15 protein-coding genes are annotated in these 16,929 nt (G+C 68.9%); 4 read left to right on the top strand and 11 right to left on the bottom strand.

The genetic code is table 11. The features are described from left to right. Positions 1-3: 3 nt before the first annotated feature. Positions 4-681, bottom strand: coding sequence for a VOC family protein (locus tag IT780_RS02895; protein ID WP_199509772.1), 678 nt, complete (start codon positions 679-681; stop codon positions 4-6). 380 nt (positions 682-1,061) lie between these two features. Next, entirely contained in the window at positions 1,062-1,382 is a 321-nt protein-coding gene (locus IT780_RS02890) for a hypothetical protein (RefSeq protein WP_199509771.1), read from the bottom strand. A 248-nt stretch (positions 1,383-1,630) separates the two neighbouring features. On the opposite strand from IT780_RS02890, the gene IT780_RS02885 reads away from it, so the two are divergent. Next, positions 1,631-2,551 (top strand): hypothetical protein, encoded by a 921-nt coding sequence (locus IT780_RS02885; protein ID WP_199509770.1) that lies wholly within the window; start codon positions 1,631-1,633, stop codon positions 2,549-2,551. Positions 2,552-3,032: 481 nt separating this feature from the next. Here the strand turns inward: IT780_RS02885 and IT780_RS02880 are convergent, their stop codons facing one another. The 3 genes from IT780_RS02880 to IT780_RS02870 all read right to left on the bottom strand — a co-directional run bounded on the left by IT780_RS02880 (position 3,033) and on the right by IT780_RS02870 (position 7,538). Beyond that, positions 3,033-5,321, bottom strand: coding sequence for a tetratricopeptide repeat protein (locus IT780_RS02880; protein ID WP_199509769.1), 2,289 nt, complete (start codon positions 5,319-5,321; stop codon positions 3,033-3,035). A 173-nt stretch (positions 5,322-5,494) separates the two neighbouring features. Beyond that, entirely contained in the window at positions 5,495-5,800 is a 306-nt protein-coding gene (locus tag IT780_RS02875) for a hypothetical protein (RefSeq protein ID WP_199509768.1), read from the bottom strand. Positions 5,801-6,500: 700 nt separating this feature from the next. Further along, on the bottom strand, positions 6,501-7,538 hold the full coding sequence (locus IT780_RS02870) for an FAD-dependent monooxygenase (RefSeq protein WP_199509767.1): 1,038 nt from the start codon (positions 7,536-7,538) through the stop codon (positions 6,501-6,503). Between the two features lie 529 nt (positions 7,539-8,067). Between IT780_RS02870 and IT780_RS02865 the strand changes: the two genes are divergently transcribed. Together IT780_RS02865 and IT780_RS02860 are read left to right on the top strand one after the other, a co-directional pair. After that, positions 8,068-8,847 carry a hypothetical protein gene (locus tag IT780_RS02865; RefSeq protein ID WP_199509766.1) on the top strand — a complete coding sequence of 260 codons (780 nt, stop codon included), beginning with the start codon at positions 8,068-8,070 and terminating at the stop codon, positions 8,845-8,847. Positions 8,848-9,408: 561 nt separating this feature from the next. Next, the gene (locus IT780_RS02860; protein ID WP_233412204.1) at positions 9,409-10,122 is read left to right on the top strand and encodes an ASCH domain-containing protein; all 714 of its coding nucleotides are present in this window, start codon (positions 9,409-9,411) and stop codon (positions 10,120-10,122) included. Between the two features lie 551 nt (positions 10,123-10,673). Here the strand turns inward: IT780_RS02860 and IT780_RS02855 are convergent. From IT780_RS02855 to IT780_RS02845, 3 genes are all read right to left on the bottom strand, one after another. After that, positions 10,674-11,294, bottom strand: a complete 621-nt coding sequence (locus tag IT780_RS02855; protein ID WP_199509765.1) for an SMI1/KNR4 family protein — start codon at positions 11,292-11,294, stop codon at positions 10,674-10,676. Between the two features lie 145 nt (positions 11,295-11,439). After that, positions 11,440-12,225: an SAM-dependent methyltransferase gene (locus IT780_RS02850; RefSeq protein WP_199509764.1), complete on the bottom strand. Its 786-nt coding sequence runs from the start codon at positions 12,223-12,225 to the stop codon at positions 11,440-11,442. Between the two features lie 36 nt (positions 12,226-12,261). Continuing rightward, positions 12,262-12,798, bottom strand: a complete 537-nt coding sequence (locus IT780_RS02845; protein ID WP_199509763.1) for a hypothetical protein — start codon at positions 12,796-12,798, stop codon at positions 12,262-12,264. 89 nt (positions 12,799-12,887) lie between these two features. Here IT780_RS02845 and IT780_RS02840 point away from each other — a divergent pair, with 89 nt between their 5' ends. Continuing rightward, entirely contained in the window at positions 12,888-14,381 is a 1,494-nt protein-coding gene (locus IT780_RS02840) for an alpha/beta hydrolase family protein (protein ID WP_199509762.1), read from the top strand. Here the strand turns inward: IT780_RS02840 and IT780_RS02835 are convergent. The 3 genes from IT780_RS02835 to IT780_RS02825 all read right to left on the bottom strand — a co-directional run bounded on the left by IT780_RS02835 (position 14,299) and on the right by IT780_RS02825 (position 16,824). After that, positions 14,299-15,429: an FAD-dependent monooxygenase gene (locus IT780_RS02835; RefSeq protein WP_199509761.1), complete on the bottom strand. Its 1,131-nt coding sequence runs from the start codon at positions 15,427-15,429 to the stop codon at positions 14,299-14,301. The two genes, IT780_RS02840 and IT780_RS02835, sit on opposite strands and share 83 nt — an antisense overlap. Positions 15,430-15,490: 61 nt before the next feature. Beyond that, the gene (locus IT780_RS02830) at positions 15,491-15,739 is read right to left on the bottom strand and encodes a hypothetical protein (protein WP_199509760.1); all 249 of its coding nucleotides are present in this window, start codon (positions 15,737-15,739) and stop codon (positions 15,491-15,493) included. A 203-nt stretch (positions 15,740-15,942) separates the two neighbouring features. Then, complete coding sequence (locus IT780_RS02825; protein WP_199509759.1) at positions 15,943-16,824, bottom strand: Sco1979 family transcriptional regulator; 882 nt, start codon at positions 16,822-16,824, stop codon at positions 15,943-15,945. Between the last annotated feature and the right edge of the window lie 105 nt (positions 16,825-16,929).

Raw genomic sequence — 16,929 nt, 5'->3', positions numbered from 1 at the left:
CGGTCAGCCCGGGGGCGTACGGCCCTGCCGGGCGCGCAGCCACGGACCCAGGCCGTACCCGTCCTCCGTGGCGATGAACGCGGCCCGCGCGTGCATCAGCGCCTCCTCCGAGTGCGCCAGGCAGCCCCACACCGTGTCGCCCCACGGGTCGGCGAGCTTCACCTCGGCCGCCTCCGGGCACGGGCTGCCATCGATCGACCCGATCTGGCAGGCCGCGGGCGCATTGCCGCGGCGGCGTACGGCCGCGGCGGCCTGTTGGATCAGCGAGAACTCGGCGGCCGACCCGGTCGGCTCGGCCCGGTCGCCGGGTGCCACGGCGACCCGCTGGCCGGCGAGGACCACGTTGCCGTCCGGGTCGGTGGTGCGCGCCTCGCCTCCGGGGGCGTGATCGGGATAGCCCACGAGCTCCCACGGCAGGCCGGCGGCCCGCACACGCTCGCCGACGGCGGCCAGGTCCTCCACGTACAGGTAGATCAGCAGCGGCAGCTCGACCTGGATCAGCGGCGGCTGCACGCAGGCCAGCAGGAGGGTCTGGTCGCCGCTCTGGACGTACGACCACCGGCCGTCCCCGTCACCGCCGTGTCGCACCTCGGCGTAGCCGAAATGAGCGTAGAAGTCCCGGCTGAGTTCCAGGTTCTTCACGTAACACACCGGTACGGCGCCGGAGACCCTCGGTTGCATCCCGGGAACCTACAACATCGCCCGGCGGGCGGCGGCCGTACGCCGGACCGTGGGCGTGGCTCACCGCTTGACGGCGACGTCCCCGCTCATCTGCACGTCCGCGTCCGGGACGGCGGACGCCTCGGCGTCCGGGTGCCAGCACGCGGCACTCCGATCAACTACGCAGAGTGGTGCCTGTCGGCCGGACCGGTGTCCGGATCTGGCGATGTGAGTTCACTTGATCTTGAAAGACATTTGGCAAGGGTCTCATGTCGCCGCCAAGACGGCACGGCAGATAACCAAATTTCGGAGACACGGTGTTTGGCGCGGGACGGGCACCCGGACCGAACGAGCTACCGGCTGCGTTCGCGGCTGTCCGGCGTGCCTGCCCGCGTCCTTTTTCAATCAGCAGCTATATCGGTGGTGGTGGCGGCGCCCATACCTGACGTGGAATCTTGCACGGACAGGGTGTTCAGAGTACCGGCGTCGCGGGCAACTGCGGCGCACCCACAAACGCACGACGGGTGACGGTTCCGCAAGCCGTACAGAAGGCGTGTGATCTGCTGTTCAAAGCGCAGTAGCGCGATTACGAGACGCACAGCGATCGTGGCATACACCAGGTACCTAATAACCGATGGCTGCGACATCAACGCGACGATCACGTCGCCGTAAACTTGCTGCAGAATGAGCACTATCTGTTCGAGTTCGCCTGGGTAGCGCATGCCTCACTCCTCCTCGATCCGGGTAGGAGCTCAAGCAGGCCTGTCCGATCACGCCAGACAGGGTTGAAACGGCGGACGTCGAGCCACATTGGCCGGGCGCCGGACACCAGCTGTCTGGCCGTCCGAGCTACTCCGTGGTGTGTCCGGACCGTCCGGCGAGTGTCCGAACGTCCGGCGCAAGTCCGAGGCTCCCGAGGAACGTCCGGCGCATGGTGGCGGGCGGCTCTGCGCTGGCTACGTTGAGCGCCATGACTGACGAACGTAGAGCAACAAACGTGAAGATCACGGCTCCGGACGCCGAGCAACTCGCCACCGTCACGACCCCCGCCGAACTGGCCCGATGCATGAAGCAGCTGAACCAGGCCGGCGAATCTCTCTCGGTGCGGGACCTGGAGACCTGGGGCATGAACCGCGGCCTGCCGATGCGCAGAGCGACGGTGGGCGACGCCCTGTCAGGCAAACGACCGCCAAGCGCCCAGCTGCTGCGCGGCTTCCTGGCCGCGATGAGAGTTCAGGACGAGATGTTAGTGAGCGCGTGGCTCGACGCGCTCGAACGCGTCATGGCCGCCCAGCCGGGTACTAGGCAACGCGGCTACGCCGATCGGGCCACCGGTCCGGTCCCTGCGCACAGCTTTTTCGTCGAAACCGACGACGTCGACGAGATTTATCGCAGCGTCGCCAACGCTCGGGAGCAGGTCTGGCTGTTAGGCACGACCCTGTCCCGACACATCCCCTACCTCCAGGAATCCTTGCGACGTGCCGTCACGAACAAGTGCGCCGTGCGAATCCTCCTGATTAAGCCCGGCAGCGCCGCGATGGACATGTCGGTTCTGCGTGCCGGGCCGCTGGGCCTGGGCCTACGGCAGCAGGAGGAGCAGCTCACGAACAACCTGAGGATCCTGCGGGAAGTCGCCGAATCGGGCAATGGTCTTGAGGTCCGATTGATTGATTACCTGGCTCCCTACACGCTGTATGCCTACGACCCGGGCCTCGATACAGGTCGGATGGAGATGCGGCTCGGGTCGTTTCACGGTGAGCACCACCTGCGGCCCACCTTCCGGGTGGAGCGTTCTCGCGACGAGGTGTGGTTCGACTACTTCTATGAGCAATTCGTCTCGATGTGGGATGCAGCGGACCGCTACGACCTTGACAACAAGTCCGTCTGCTGAAAACGACGACGCAGCCCGCAGAAGCGTCCTCTTCTGCCGCCAACCGCGCTCAGCGGCCGGCGACGAGCCGTCACGCGGAGCGGCGGGGCGCGCCCGACGCACGCTCGTGCCGAGAATAGTGCGGTACTCCTATGCCTGGCGCCAAGATCAGAGGGGACGGTAGTCCGAGTTGAAAGTGCTACCTCCGAGGAAGTGCCTGATCCGCATATGCGCATCGGAGTCCGGATTCCGCACCGTCAAAGTAACCAGTTGGCGCCCGCGCACAATACCTGCTCGGGCTAAGGTCCGAACCTCCATGTCGTCGGCCGGCACACCGAAGCAGCCCTCGGATAGCGGCCTACGGCCAGCCAAAGCCCCACCAGGGCTACGCCCGGCGTTGCCGCCTGCCCACTCACTGCCTATTTTCGAGTCACCCACGATTCGAGTGGTCGAAACTCGAATCTCTTGAGTGCCGTCGCTCCCGTGGTCGGCTCTTCAGTACTCACTCACGCTGGTCTCGGAGGAGTGCATCAAGATCCTTCTGCACGGCTTTCGTGTCTGGGTGGTCGTCGCCGAGGACCCGGCGCCGGTCGGTGAGTGTCTGTTCGTACAGGGGGATCGCCCGGATCAGGTCACCGGCCGTCTGGTAAGCGTGGGCGAGGTTGTTCATCGAGTTCAGCGTTTGTGGGTGGTCGTCGCCGAGGACCCGGCGCCGGTCGGTGAGGGTTTGCTCGTACAGGGGGATCGCCCGGTTCACGTCACCGGCCGTCTGGTAAGCGTGGGCGAGGTTGTTCATCGAGTTCAGGGTGTCCGGGTGGTCGTCGCCGAGGACCCGGTGGCGCGCGGTGAGGGCCTGTTCTTGCAGCGGGATCGCTCGGCCGTGGTCTCCTGCGGCCTCGTACGCCCGGGCGAGGTTGCTCACCGAGGTCAGCGTCTGCGGGTGGTCGTCGCCGAGGACCCGGCGCCGGTCGGTGAGTGTCTGTTCGTACAGCGGGATCGCCCGGTTCAGGTCGCCGCGTGCCTGGTAGGCGTAAGCGAGGTTGTTCATGGAGGTGAGGGAGCCCGGGTGGTCCTCGCCCAGCAGCCGGCGGCGATCGTCGAGGACCTGCTCGTACAGCAGGATCGCCCGGGCCTGTTCCCCGCCCGCTCGGTAGGCGTAGGCGAGGTTGTTCGCCGAGGTCAGCGTATGCCGGTGATCATCGCCCAGGACCCGGCGCCGGTCGGTGAGTGTCTGTTCGTACAGTGGGATCGCCCGGTCCAGGTCCCCAGCCGAATTGTAGGCGCGGGCAAGGTTGTTCATCGCGGTCAACGTGTCGGGGTGCTCATCGCCTAGAAACCTGCGCCGGTCGGTTAGGGCCCGCTCGAACAAAGGGATCGCCGAGTGCAAGTCGCCGGCCGCTTGGTAGACGCCGGCGAGGTGGCTCATCGAGGTGACGGTGTCCGGGTGCTCTTCGCCGAGAAGGCGGTGGTTGCTGGTATGAGCGCGGTACAGGTATTCGGTGGCGCGAGCAAGATTGCCCTGAGTCTGGAGGAACAGTCCGGCCCGGATTAGCAGGCACGCCGTGCCGACGTTGTCGGCGTTGGGGTGGGTGCAGGCGACGAGGGCGTCGAGGTGCGGCAGGAGGGTCCGGTACTCGGGCCAGTTCGCCGGATGGGCATGGTCCTGCGGCAGAGCCTCTGTCAAGGTGGCGGTGGCGATGGCGTGCGCGGCGTTGATGTCGGCGGACAGCCGGTGTGGATCGTGCTCGTCGGAGGTGCGGGCCAGGGCCTGCACTAGACGGTGCACAGTGAGGGTGCCAGCAGCGGAGTCAACGGTGATCATGTTGTACGCGGCTAGCCTGCCGATAGCGCGGGCAACCGCCGGCGCCTCACCCAGCGGGAGAAGCAAGCGGCGGGGGATCACCTCTGGAGCAAAGAACGCGAGCACTCGCAGTGCCTGCCCGACCAGCGGGTCATCCGTAAGCCGGTCGAGGGTGACACGCCACAGCCGTGCGATGGTCTGCCAACCGGCACGGCCCTCGTCGCCCTCGCCGTACATGACGGCCGGGTAGCGGGCCAGCAGGTCGAGATAGTCGCGTGCGGTGATGCCGGTCTGCGAGAGGTAGGCGCCGGCCTGTTGCACCGCCAGCGGGAGGCAACCGAGCTGGGTGCACACCGCGACCAGATCCTCACGGGCGGCGCTGATCTGCGCGCGGGCCAAGGTTGCCGTCAACAGATCGACGGCCTCGTCCTCATCGAGGACGGTCAGGCACATAGCGCTCACCTGGTCGGGCCATCCGTTGGCTCGGCGGCTGGTGATGACGATGCGTCCTCGGGGCAGTCGTCCGACGAGGTCAGTGATGTGGTCGGGGTCGTTGACATTGTCCAGGATCAGTAGCCACCCGTCGTGGCTGGCCAGCCACTGCACAGCCCGCTCTCGCAATACCTCCGAGGCCAGCACCCCAGCCAATGCTGGCTGCAAGGCGGCGGCGAGCGCTACCAGGCCAGCGTCCAATGCGGCCACCGAGTCGGCCGTGATCCACCAGATCGGGTAATAGGTGCCGGCCTGCCGGTCGGCCCAGCGGGCCGCCAACGTGCTCTTGCCAATACCGCCCAGGCCATGCACCACCTGCACAGCCATCAGACCCGTATGCGCGGACGCGGAGTCCAGCGCGCCCAGGGCATCGCAGCGTCCGACGAACACCTGCGGGCGGGCCGGCAGGTTCATCACTCCGACCGGAACCTTTACCTGGGCGGGCGCAACCAGCGCCTCCGGCGGTAGCACCGTCGCATGCTCGGCGTTGAGCTGCATGTTTGTCGCGTTCGGACCGGTCGACGCGATACCGGAGACATCCCGTCCAGCGGTGATCGAACCAGGCCCACCCTCTGCAGCTGGCACGTTCGCCGTCGGCACGTTCTCGGATGCCGGTACACCCGGCGGACCCACCGGCGCCGAGTTGGACGCGCCGCGGCGACCCCAGAGATTCACTGCCGCTGAATATTGATCGTGTCATCACCCGTTGAGGCGATGCCGCTGACGTCTCCACCGGTGGCCACCGAGCCTTCTCCCGATGCTGTGACGGACCCTCTCGGCGCTGGTGCCGCAGGTTCTTCCGGCTGCACAGACGGCGGGGCCAGCAGCATCGCAGCGATCGCGACAACAAGACTTGCCACCCCGGCCAGCCAACTCGCCGCTTCCACCCCTCGCAGGCCAAAAAGCAGCGCGGCCACCGCCAGAGCCGCTGTGACCGTCAACCCCATCCCAATGATCACCCTTCGTCGTCGCTTCATCACACCATCATTGCCCTACGACGCCACAGCACCATCAGCCATCCGTGCAGGCACGCGACACTCCACATTGAAGATCAGCTGTTCATGGTCCGTGAGGAGCGCCGACGAGAGCACACTGTTTGCTACGAGCGGGCTCGGCAGCAGGCCCGACCCAGTGCAAGGTCGAGGTGAGGGACGCTGTCGTTGAGCCACGCCTTGAGCTCAGCGACGGTTTCGGACCGAGTCGGTGAAGCGGCCGTCGGTGTTCTCGGTGATGATCCAGGGCTCGGTCACCAACGCGGCGCCGCCGTCCGGCCGCACAGAAGGAGCCACGCGACCTTGAGGAAGCTGATCTGCATCGAGGGGAAGCACGTTGGTGCCCCTGTCTAGGCATTCAGCGGCGATCCGTACCGGCCCCGTAGGTCCCCGTCGTGCGCCGGCCCACAATGGTCACAATCCCCGCGCGGTCAGGACCCGTGCGGTCAGGACTCGCGCGCCAGCGCGTACACCGGCTATTGGATCGCACCTGAGTACCGGCGCCGCGGATACGTTGGCACTGCGCTGCGGATTCTGAGGGCCGGGTACCAGCGGGAAGGGATATTAAGCAGCTAGCAGCAGGTAGGAAACGAGCGGGAGGACATGTACGTCTACAGATTCATCCTTCGCCGCTGGTGATCAACTCTCCTGCCGCCGGTCGTGCGCGGTGCCCAACATGGTCGGCTCATCGGGAACTCAGCCTGGCGCTCACGGCGACGGTCTCCTCCGTCTCGGCACGGCGGCGGTGTTCGTAAGCGGCGAAGGCGGTCGTCGGGTCGTCGTGGTCGTGTAGTGCCGCGGCCAGGGCCACGGCGTCCTCGATGGCCATCGAGGCGCCTTGGGCGGCGGCCGGGACCGCGGCATGGGCGGCGTCGCCGGTCAGGACCATGCGGGCGTTGTGCCAGTGCGGGGTCGTCGGGATGTCGTAGGAGTCGCTGCCCACGAGGTCCGGGCCGGAGGCAGCGATGAGCGCATGAACGGGAGTGGCGTCTTCGCGGCACATCAGCAGGGCCAGGTCGCGCCATTGATCCGGGCTGAGCCCCGCTGCCGGCTTATCGCCGTGGACGCGGGCGAACCACCAGGTCCGGCCGTCGCCGCCGGGCACGGTGAGGCCGAAGAACGCTCGGCTGCCGCGAACCATGTAGTACTCGTCCGGGTCGAGGCCAGCCGGGTTGCCGGGCGCGTAGCCGTACACCACATGCTGCCCCGAGTAGCGAGGCTCGGGCGCATGGGAATCGATGAGCCGACGGGCCCGGGAATGGACGCCGTCCGCCCCGACCAGTACGTCACCGTTGACTCGGCTGCCATCGGCGAAACTGACCTCGACCCCATCGGGCCTGCTCGAGGCCCCGGTCATCCGCTTGCCGTGATGCACTGGGATGCCTCGCATGGTCGCAAGCTCTTGCAGCGCCCGATAGAGCGCGGCGCGCGTGAGAGATCGGGCAGGGCCCTCGATCGGCCGGTGTCCGAGCCGCCGGCCCTGAGCGTCGAGCAACGCCACCGCCCGCGCCGGAAACGAAACCGCGTCCACCGCCTCGGCTGCGCCGATTTCGGCCAGCGCGGCCATGCCGTTGCGCATCACGGTAAGGAACGCGCCGGCATCCGCGCCGCCGGACGCATGCGCCTCGTACACCTCGGCCTCGATGCCGGCTTTGAGTAAGGCGAGCGCGGTCGCGGTCCCCGCGACACCACCACCGGCAATGATCACTTTGCGTACGGCCATGCCTGCCATACTGCCGCACCATCCACTGCACACACCGGCCTCAACCGCGCCGCCAGCGCCATCGGGCGACCGAGTAGCCGGGCGGGCCGCAGGCACCCTTGTCGACCGAGAATGCCCACTGGATGCGCACTTCTGCCGATGAGCGGATACTGTGATATCCGTCCGGATCTATCAGTTCGGACCGCAACCTGCTTTGATGGACACATCTTACGCGAACGTGCGCGCTATCGACCGGCAAGGCTGACGAAGCCTACAAGTGACCTCACGAGACGTCGAATCTTGGCCGGAACGAACTGGTGGAGGAGGCACCATGCATGGCGCGGAAATAGATCCTGCCGTCAGCCCGGAAGTTCTTAGTCGGCGACACGAAACATATCTGACAGAACATTATCTTGCGTCCCACATCACCGCTGTGAATGTTGCCCTGGGCACAGCCGGGCTCAGCGCCGCCAGTCTACTCGCCACCACAGGTGCATCTTCCGGAGATACTGCGGTTCTCTGCGTCCTTTGGCTTGCCAGCATACTCTCGGTGGCAACCGCATACGCAGGCACCATGATCGGATCGATCGTGCTGCCAGCGCACGTGCCTGGAGTCCGTGACCTCTTGTTGCCACTACTCCTCAGCTTATCCGAGTTCTTACTCTTCGCCGTCCTCGCATATAAGATCACCGGCTTAGCGAGAGGACACGTTCCCCTGGCGTGGTGGTCCTCGTTCATGATCTTCGGCGTCGCGGTCTTCGCTTCGGTTCGGCGTGCCAGGCGGCTTGTCGCGGCTGGAATATACAGTGGTCAAGCGCGGTTGGTGCAACGTGAATACGTCAAGCGCATGGTTGTCGACTTGCGCGGAACCACGGTGATTCTTGTTATAGGAGTCTCTGGGTTCACATTTCAGCTCTGCTATGGCCGGCTCCACACCGGATGGATCGCAGCCTTCACCTCGAACCAGGTGAATCTTGTCCTCGCCGTTCCAGTCCTAGGCGTGCTAGCCGCGGGGCTGCGGAACCACCGCACGACGGCCGCCTTGCTGCGCGCCAACATGACAAGGATCTTGACCCGCAAGCAACAGGCGAATCTCACCCGACCTTCGTCTCGGTTCGGTCGCACCCAAGGTTCGCCTCCCTCAGACTCATCGCCCGTCGTGGGCATTTCGGATGCAATCTTGCCGGGTCGCGAATTTACTGGGACTTCGTCGGTCGGTGGGCTCCGCATATCGGCCATTGCGATAGCCGCTCTGACCGGCGCGGCGGTGGCAGCAGTGTTTGCCATTGCTTCGAAGATCTGCGTGTCGGGTTCCGAAGAAATTGACTAACAGACGTTCTCAAATGCCGCCGATAGCGCGCGTAGATGCCATGGTTCGACAGTCCCCGGCTGATCAGGGTCATCGCGTCAGCCGCGGCGTCTGTTTGACCATGCGGGGTAGGTGAGCTCCAACGTGGTCGGCTCCTGGAGCCCTGGATACGTCGGATCCTGCGCGTTTCGTGCCCGGTCCACGGCCCGACACCGCGGGTGCGTGAGCCCTCGTGTGACGCCGGAATCCGGACCGGCCAGCTGTTGGTGCGCGAGACGACTCGGACGTCGCCGTGGCCCAGGTCGATGGCCAGGGTGATGTCGGAGACGGGTCACGATCAGCGTGCGGTGCTTGTGGAGCCGACCCAGGGCGGCCTTCTGGCCGGTGAAAATGACAACGCCGGTGTCCGGCGACGCGCCACCGGCCGCCAACCCATACACCTAAGGCTTCGCAACAGACACCGCGGTCGGGCACGGAAGCCACATCGCACGCGCCGAGCGCGCCAGTGCACGCTCATGCCGATGTGCGGTAGTTGACCGTGGAGGCTTCGGTGCGCTTGCACGTAGGCTCCCCGTCGTGATCATGCCGCCCTCTGACTTCGCCGCCGTTGAGCCTGCCCTGATGAAAGCGGCTCGTGCTGCTCTGCGCGCAGGGGGCGACGGCAACATCCACACCGTCGCGGCCGCCGTCCTGGACGAGAACGACCGTGTCCACGTCGGCCTGAACCTGTACCACTTCACCGGTGGACCCTGCGCCGAGTTGGTGGCTCTCGCGGTGGCCCGCGCCGGAGGTGCCCGAGCACCTCGGCTGATCGTTGCGGTCGGCGATGCCGGCCGGGGTGTTCTGGCCCCGTGCGGACGCGACCGGCAGGTGCTCGCGGACTACTACCCGGGTATCCACGTCATCGTCCCCACCAGCGAGGGAATCCGGATCGAGCCGATCGTCGACCTGCTGCCGCACACATTCCAATGGGAGGATCAGCAGGTACAGCGTCTGCGGTTTCGGGCCACTCACCTTCCCGCCGTCCGCGACGGAAGCAAACGGGTGACGATGCGCTTCAAAGATCCCGTGCAGGTTGGACCGGTGCTCCTGGTGTTTCAATCCGACGAGGAGGAGTGCCTGTCCGGACGCGTCACCTCTACCGTCGCCAAGCCCATCGACAGCATCACTGACGGCGAGGCTGGAGAAGACGGTTTCGCCAGCGCCGCCGACATCCTGCCCGGCTTGCGTGACTACTACCCGGACCTGCAAGCGGGCGACGAGGTCGTGATCGTTCGCTTCGAACTGGACGAGTGAACGGGTCTCGAAAGACATCCGGAGGTGCCGCCGTACGCGCCCGCTGGCCGGTGGGGATCGGTTCAGGCAGTGGGTGGCCTGCGGAGGTAGCCAAGGGCATCGTCGTCGCCGTGAGGCGGCATTACTTCCGTTCCGGTGTCCGTCGCGGAAATCGGCGATCAGGCGGGCCACTAAAGGATGCAACGCGGTTGACCTCGCGTGCCGCCAGGAGGCGATTCTGGGGTTGGAGGTGTCTGGGACGTGGCGGCGCGGATGCACCACATTCCGGCTAGCCCCACGACGAAGCGCGGCGCTTCGGGTGGCAGCGTCCGCAACAGCCTCGATCGAAGCGTCTGTCCAGGACGGCGCGGTCGCACCGGCGGCCCAGGTTAGTGGCCAGGGCGGCCCGCGGCCCGCATTCGACGGTGGTGAGGCGCCGGGGCGCCGGCACCGACCTCGGCAGGGCATCCAGAATCGCGGCTTCCTGCAGGATCATCGTGTGGTTGTGCGCCCGGACCTCCGCCGAGACCGCCTTGACGAAAACGTGTCGTCCGTCGGCCGGCCACCGGCCGTCAGGCCGGTTCGGCCTGTTCCCAGGACATGAACTCCTCGTCGATCTCCGCCACCCAGCCGCCCCGGTCGGCCAGGGCGGGAATTCCGTCGGTCAGTGCCCGGGCGGTGTCGGCCAGCATCGCGGTCACGGACGGCCACAGCGGGCCGCCGCGGACGGCCATCTCGTCGTCCCACCGCATCACGCAGCCGTACTGCGGACCGGGTCGAAGATCGACGAACAGATGGGTGTGGCCGTGATCCCATGCCACCGGCAGGAACCGGCTGCCGAACACCTTCGCGTCGCCGCCCGCGGGCCCCGTCGCGTCCGCGTCCGGGCTGACCTCGTAGTACATGAGCTCACGGCACCTCGCCCGAACTTTGATCGCGTCCGCCGGCCCGAGGGGCAACTGGCCGGGCGGTAGGAGGTAAACGGTGCTCTCCGGGTTAAGGCTGCCGCCGGCCAGGCGCCACCAGGCAACCAGGTCGTCAGGTAGCGGCTCTCCGATCTCAGCGGCCACGGCATCGATGTCAGCCCCGGTGCTCGGCGTCGTGAACCATTCCATTTCGATCAGCTCGGGATCCCGGTACTCGGCGAGCCAGCGCACGATCAGGTCCCAGGACACGTCGACGGTGGGGTGCATGACCGGCATTCTGGCACGCCGGGCCGAATGCCCTGCGCAGCTGGCGCAGGGCGCCCTTGACGTCGCTACGATCAGGCAGAAGGGCCGTCGTAAGTCCGGAGCGATACATCTGATGCATCCAATTCGGCCCGTAAAGGGGCGTGGCTCACCGCTTGACGGCGACGCCCCCGCTCATCTGCACGTCCGCGTCCGGGACGGCGGACGCCTCGGCGTCCGGGTGCCAGCGGTGCACCGGCGTCACCCCCGGCTCGACCAGCTCCAGGCCGCGGAACAACGCCTCGACCTCCTCGTCCGTGCGCGGCTTGGCGGGGATGCCACGGGCCGTGTACTGCTGCGCGGCGGCGACGGCCTGCGGGTTGTGCGCGGTGACCGTGGAGATGGCCAGCGCGCTGCCCGACGGCAGGGGCTCGAGCAGCGTGTCGATGATCTTGGCCGCCTCGGCCTCGTCCGGGATGAACTGCAGCACCGCGATGAGGCTCAGCGCCACCGGCCGGCTCAGGTCGAGCGTGCCCGTCACCTCGTCCGAGGCGAGGATCGCGGCCGGCTCGCGCAGGTCGCCGTCGAGGTAGGCGGTGGCGCCCTCGGGTGTCGAGGTGAGCAGCGCGCGGGCGTGCACCAGCACGAGCGGGTCGTTGTCCACGTAGACGACGCGGGCCGACGGGTGTACCTGCTGGACGACGTCGTGCAGGTTCGGGCTGGTCGGCAGGCCGGTGCCGATGTCGAGGAACTGGTCGATGCCGCGCTCGGCGAGGTAGCGGGCCGCGCGCGCCATGAACCGGCGGTTGGCGCGCATCGAGACGGGCAGGCCCGGCGAGGCCTTCAGGATCTGCGTGGCGGCCTCACGGTCGGCGGCGAAGTTGTCCTTGCCGCCAAGGAGGTAGTCGTACACGCGCGCGGAGTGGGGGACGGTCTCGTCGAGCTCGGGAGGCACGGCGCCACGCTAGCCCACCGTCCACACCGCACACCATCATCCGGTCGGACGCAGCCCCGGGAACGTCCCGTACGGGCCGAGCTCCCCGAACGCGAGGGTCACGTCCAGCTCGCCGACCGGCACGTCGGCCGGCTCGGGCAGCACCGGCCGGCCGGAGCTCACGCCGAGTGTGACGTGCGGACGGTAGTCGGCCCCGACGGCGCCGAGCGTGCTCCCGCCGGCCTCGCCGATCCAGCCGAGCACCTCGGTGTGCAGCGCGTCGAGGGCGGGCCGCCGGACGACCTCGATGCCGAAGTAGACCCCGCCCCGCGGCACGTAGTAGTCGCCGGGCGGCAGGACCGCGTACAGCAGACCGATGATCTTCACGCTCGTGGCGGGTGCCGGGTGTGCCGCCACGCGCGCCGCGATCCCGGCGGCCCTCTCCGGGTCTGCCTCGAAGTGCGCCACTGACACGTGCGCGGGGGCGTGGTCGCCGAGCGTGTTCTGCGGCGCCGGGCCGGCTATCACGGCAGCCAGCCGCGCGAGCCGGTCGTGGGTCCGGCGATCGGGGAGGAGCACCACTCCGTACGGCATGCCGACATGCTCGCACGCGAGCCCGCGCCGGACCGTCCACCTTGACAGCCGTCGAAGCGGATCGTTGGATGTTACCGGGAGGTAACGCCATGGCCGTGACCCGGAAACACCTGGCAGTCTTCCTGGCCGCCGTGCTGGCGTGCGGGACGGTGGCGGCCGCGGAGGCGGTGCCGGCCTCGGCCGCGCCGCCGGTGTGCGACGCGCCGGTGCCGAGCACGACCCAGCCCGGCTACCTGGTGGCCGACCCCGACTGCGACCCGGGCGGCTCGCCGTTCGTGGCGCTCACCGACGCCTCGGGCAGCCCGCTGTCGCGCGTGTACACCGGCATCCGCGAGGGCGCGGCCTACCGGGTCGAGGTGCCGCTGCGGTGGAACGGCGAGCTGGTCGTCTACGCGCACGGCTACCGCGGCACCGGCACCACCGTGTACGTGGACAACCCCGCGCTGCGTGCCCACTACCTCGCCCGGGGCTTCGCCTGGGCCGCGTCCAGCTACAGCACCAACGGGTACGACGTCGGCCAGGGCGTCCGCGACTCGTACCCGCTGATCGAGCAGTTCCGGCGGGTCACCGGCCGGGCCGCCCGCGCGGTGTACATGACCGGCGCGTCCATGGGCGGTCACGTCACCGCGGTGGCGATCGAGAAGCACCCGCGCGCGTTCGTGGGGGCGATGCCGTACTGCGGGGTCCTCGGCGACACCGAGCTGTACGACTACTTCCTCGACGCCGACGTCACCGCGGCGGCGCTGGCCGGGGTGCCGATCGACTTCCCGTTGCAGCCGCCCGCCGACTACCCCGACCGGTGGCGGGCCCGCGTGGCGCAGATCCTGCCCGCCCTCGGGGTCACCGCGGGCGCCCCGCCGGCCCTGACCGCCGCGGGCCGTACGTGGTCCGACGTGGTCGAGCGGCGCAGCGGCGGGGAGCGACCGGGATTCGACGGTTCGTTCGCGTACTGGAACGCGGCCCGCTCCCTCGCCCCGCTCAACGACCTGCCGTTCCTGTTCGGCCTCTATCCCGGCCTCTCCGGCGGCACGGGCGGTATCGCGGACGGCAACGTCACCGACAACCGGTTCACGGTCTACCGCAGCACCGACCGCTGGTGGCCCACCCCCGCCGAGTGGCGCCTCAACGCCCGGGTGCTGCGCGTACGGCACACCGCCGAGGCGGACCGCGGCCTCGGCGGCATCCCCCGCGTCAACGGCCGACCGAGCGTGCCCGTGCTCTCCCTGCACGACATCGGCGACCTGTTCGTGCCGTTCTCCATGGAGCAGGTCTACGCGAAACGCGCCGCGGCGAACGGCCGGTCCCGGCTGTTCGTCTCCCGGGCCGTGCGCGGCGTCGGCCACTGCGACTTCACCGCCCCGGAGCTGCAGCAGGGCTTCGACGACCTGGTGACCTGGGTACGCGACGGCCGCCGCCCCGGAGGCGACGCGATCCTGGACCGGCGCGCGGTCGCCGACCCGGCGTTCGGCTGCCGCTGGACGGTCGGCGTCCGCTCCGCCTTCACCGCCCCGGCGTGCCCGGCCACTCCCGCAGCGGCCCGTACGCTGCCCGGTAGCTCGCCTTCCCGGCCAGCGGGGCGGTGACCGCGCGCAGCCAGCCCGGCAGCGCCGCTGTCCGGGAGAACCGGTCCGTCTGCGTCTGCACGTGCGTGACCCGGAGGCGGCGTACCCGCTCGAACTCGGCGGCGGCCGCCACGGGACCGGCGCCCGCGGCGAGCAGGCCGGCCAGCACCTCGGCGTCCTCGAGGGCCAGTGCCGCGCCCTGGGCCCAGATGGGCGCGGTGGCGTGCGCGGCGTCGCCGATCAGCACGGCCCGGCCCTGCGCCCAGCGGGTGACCCGGACCTCCTCGATGGGGGAGTGGTACAGCGCGGCCGGGTCGGCGGTCACCGCCTTGACGGTCTGCCGTACCGGCTCAGGGAACCCGGCGAACGTCTCCGCCAGCCAGGCCGGGTCCGGAGCCGTGGGGCCGCCGCGGGCGGCGGTGGCGAAGCCGTACACCTCGTCGTCGGAGACCGGGATGAGCAGGACGTTGCCGTGCGTGCCGGCCCAGGCGGCCCAGCAGTCCACGCCCGGGTTGGGTGCCATGAACCGGAAGCTCGCGGCCGAGAGGAGGGCGGCGCGGATCCCGTCGTCGCCGAACGCGGCCCGGCGCACGGTGGAGCGGACCCCGTCGGCGCCCACCACCAGGCTGCCCCGGACGGTCGAACCGTCGTCGAGGTCGATCTCGGCGCCACCGGCATCCTGCCGGACCGCGGTCACGCCCGCGCCCTCGTGGACGGTGCCCTCGGGCAGGCCGGCGCGAAGCATGCGGTGCAGGTCGGCGCGGCGGGCGCAGCGCGGCTGGGCGTCCGCGCCCCAGAACGCCCGCTCGTCCACCTGGAACAGCAGCCGGCCCGTCGCGGTGCGGTACTCGCGCCGCAGCACCGGGTAGGCCGCGGCGGCGATCTCCTCGCCCAGCCCCGTCCGGTGCAGCGCGGTGATCGCATTGCCCGGCAGATTGACCGCCAGGCCCGCATCCGCCGCGTGCTCCCGGCGTTCATGGAGTGTGAACGCGATGTCGTGCCGGTGCAGGGCGCGGGCGAGGGCGAGGCCGGCGATGCCGCCGCCGATGATCAGAACGGGATCGGTCATGCCGCCGATCGTGGCGGGCCGGGCGGGTTCGCGCCAGCACCACGCGACGGATGACCGTCGATCAGGGACGAACGTTGCGCCGCAGGGCCGACAGGCTGCGCGCCCGTACCAGCGCCTGGCGCCGGCCGATCTCGCGGCCGTCGGCGGTGACCTCCACGCCGTCGACCTCGTACCAGTTGTCGTCGTCGTAGCGCACCGGGCGGTTCCAGTCGATCCGCTCGACGCGCATGCGCAGGGGGCCGGCGCCGAACCGGTAGTCGGACTCGGGGAAGAGGCTCACCGGCCCCACCGGACCGCGGTTCCTGTCCATCCGCCAACTCCTTCGCCATCGCCGCCACAGATCTGGGAGGAAAACGTCCGTACGCGACGGGACGGAAAGCCGCGCACGTGCCCCAGCATGGCCATATGCCAGGACCGATGCAAGGACTCCTGCACGTGCATATGCACAACGGAACGGACAAAGGAAAGATCGGATGTGTGCGGGGGGCCGTTCGGCCGAGGTGGAACGGCCGATCAGCCCGCGGAGCCGTCGAGCTCGTCGAGGATCTTCTCCAGGATGGCCGTCGTCCGGTCCGGTGGCTCGGCCTCCAGGCAGGCGAGGTCCATCGTGGCGGCGTAGTGGTCCACGTCCGTGGGCTTGTCCAGGTAGAGCGCGCTGGTGAGCTGCTCGACGTAGACCACGTCGGACAGTTCCTCCTCCGCGAAGCGCAGGATGGCGAACGGCAGGCCGGCGGCCGCCCGGGGGCTGCCGCGGAACGGCACGATCTGGATCCGTACGTTCGGGTGCTGCGCGGCCGCGATCAGGGCTTCGAGCTGCCCGCGCATCACGGACCGGCCGCCGAACGGCCGGTGCAGCACGCCCTCGTCCAGCACCGCCCACACGTGCGGCGGGTCGGTGCGCTGCAGCACCCGGCGACGGCCCCGGCGCAGCGCGATCCGCCGGTCGATGTCCTCGGGCGGCGCACCCTCGTGCCCGTGGGCGATCACCGCCCGGGCGTAGTCGTCGGTCTGCAGCAGGCCGGGCACGAAGTGCACCTCGTACGACCGGATCAGCGAGGCCGCCTCCTCCAGCCCGAGGTAGCCGAGGAACCACGGCGGCACGATGTCGGCGTACTCCTGCCACCAGCCCGGCGCGTTGGCCCGGCGGGCGAGACCCAGCAGCTCGCGGCGCTCCTCCTCGCCGACACCGTAGAAGGACAGCAGGTCCGCGACGTCGCGTTCCTTGAACGGCACGCGGCCCAGCTCCATGCGGCTGATCTTCGACTCGGAGGCGCGGATCTCCCAGCCGGCCGCCTCCCGGGTCACTCCGCGGTCCTTGCGCAACCGGCGCAGCTGGGAGCCCAGCTGGATGCGCAACGCGGCGGGGCCCGCGCCGCCGTCCCTGCCGGAGGTCATCCGTTCTCCCCGATCAGCCGTCGATCCTCATCGGGACCTGTTATCCCGATGCACGTGCATCCAAACGTGCACCTTCACCGCCCGATGCGCGTCCACGTGCACGAT

Source organism: Nucisporomicrobium flavum (assembly GCF_016464385.1).
Lineage (GTDB): Bacteria > Actinomycetota > Actinomycetes > Mycobacteriales > Micromonosporaceae > Actinoplanes > Actinoplanes flavus_A.
This window is presented reverse-complemented; position numbering and strand designations above follow the sequence as displayed.

What these genes read in the sequence shown, in the direction of transcription:
- IT780_RS02890 (WP_199509771.1), bottom strand. Translation starts at nt 1,382, where the DNA reads ATGCGCTACCCAGGCGAACTCGAACAGATAGTGCTCATTCTGCAGCAA.
- IT780_RS02875 (WP_199509768.1), bottom strand. Translation starts at nt 5,800, where the DNA reads ATGAAGCGACGACGAAGGGTGATCATTGGGATGGGGTTGACGGTCACA.
- IT780_RS02840 (WP_199509762.1), top strand. Translation starts at nt 12,888, where the DNA reads ATGGCCGTGACCCGGAAACACCTGGCAGTCTTCCTGGCCGCCGTGCTG.
- IT780_RS02855 (WP_199509765.1), bottom strand. Translation starts at nt 11,294, where the DNA reads ATGCACCCCACCGTCGACGTGTCCTGGGACCTGATCGTGCGCTGGCTC.
- IT780_RS02880 (WP_199509769.1), bottom strand. Translation starts at nt 5,321, where the DNA reads ATGCAGCTCAACGCCGAGCATGCGACGGTGCTACCGCCGGAGGCGCTG.
- IT780_RS02825 (WP_199509759.1), bottom strand. Translation starts at nt 16,824, where the DNA reads ATGACCTCCGGCAGGGACGGCGGCGCGGGCCCCGCCGCGTTGCGCATC.
- IT780_RS02835 (WP_199509761.1), bottom strand. Translation starts at nt 15,429, where the DNA reads ATGACCGATCCCGTTCTGATCATCGGCGGCGGCATCGCCGGCCTCGCC.
- IT780_RS02870 (WP_199509767.1), bottom strand. Translation starts at nt 7,538, where the DNA reads ATGGCCGTACGCAAAGTGATCATTGCCGGTGGTGGTGTCGCGGGGACC.
- IT780_RS02895 (WP_199509772.1), bottom strand. Translation starts at nt 681, where the DNA reads ATGCAACCGAGGGTCTCCGGCGCCGTACCGGTGTGTTACGTGAAGAAC.
- IT780_RS02885 (WP_199509770.1), top strand. Translation starts at nt 1,631, where the DNA reads ATGACTGACGAACGTAGAGCAACAAACGTGAAGATCACGGCTCCGGAC.
- IT780_RS02845 (WP_199509763.1), bottom strand. Translation starts at nt 12,798, where the DNA reads ATGCCGTACGGAGTGGTGCTCCTCCCCGATCGCCGGACCCACGACCGG.
- IT780_RS02830 (WP_199509760.1), bottom strand. Translation starts at nt 15,739, where the DNA reads ATGGACAGGAACCGCGGTCCGGTGGGGCCGGTGAGCCTCTTCCCCGAG.
- IT780_RS02860 (WP_233412204.1), top strand. Translation starts at nt 9,409, where the DNA reads ATGCCGCCCTCTGACTTCGCCGCCGTTGAGCCTGCCCTGATGAAAGCG.